This is a genomic window from Serratia oryzae (assembly GCF_001976145.1).
In the GTDB taxonomy this organism is placed as follows: Bacteria; Pseudomonadota; Gammaproteobacteria; order Enterobacterales; family Enterobacteriaceae; genus Chania; species Chania oryzae.
The window spans coordinates 1-640 of record NZ_MOXD01000061.1; the positions used below are offsets into that span (position 1 = coordinate 1).

A 640-nucleotide genomic window follows, 5' to 3' on the forward strand; every position below is an offset into this window, starting at 1 on the left:
CGACCGCCCCTGGCGGCTTGACCGGGGCGGGCACGCTGAACGTGAACGGCGGAGATTTAGCGCTGAGCGCGGCCAACGGCGGTCTGTCAGCCACTACCCATATTGCATCGGGAGCCTCCGTCACCGCGAACGCGGCGAATGCCCTGGGCACCAGTGAGGTGGATGTTGGCGGTACGTTGAATCTGAACGCCGCAGACACTCTCGCCAACGTGCTGAGCGGCGCTGGGACCATCAATACCGGCGCGGCGGTGACTCTGAGCGGCAGCAACGACTTCAGCGGCACCCACGTTATCGATGCGAACGGTGCCCTGACGATCAGCACGGCCGATAATCTGGGGACCTCGGCGGCCCGCGTCAATCTGGCCGATGCCACCTCACAACTGTTGCTGAATGGCGTTGCGGGGACTCTCGCGAATACTCTGAGCGGAGTATTGGATTCTACTGTGCAACTCAGCAATGCGTCCAACACCACCCTCACCGGCACCAACAGCAGCTTTGCCGGCCTGTTTGACTTGATAGGCAGCAGTACCCTGACCGTCTCGCAGAACGCCAACCTGGGCACCGGTGGCGTCAGCATTGGCAGCGGCAGCACCCTGAACTTTAACGCCTTTGAGGGGGGCGCGTTGACCGCGCTGAATAA

At 62.5% G+C, this 640-nt stretch carries 1 pseudogene; it reads left to right on the plus strand.

What is annotated here, in order from left to right:
* Positions 1-640, plus strand: a pseudogene (locus BMI79_RS23895) (hypothetical protein); the annotation flags it as partial.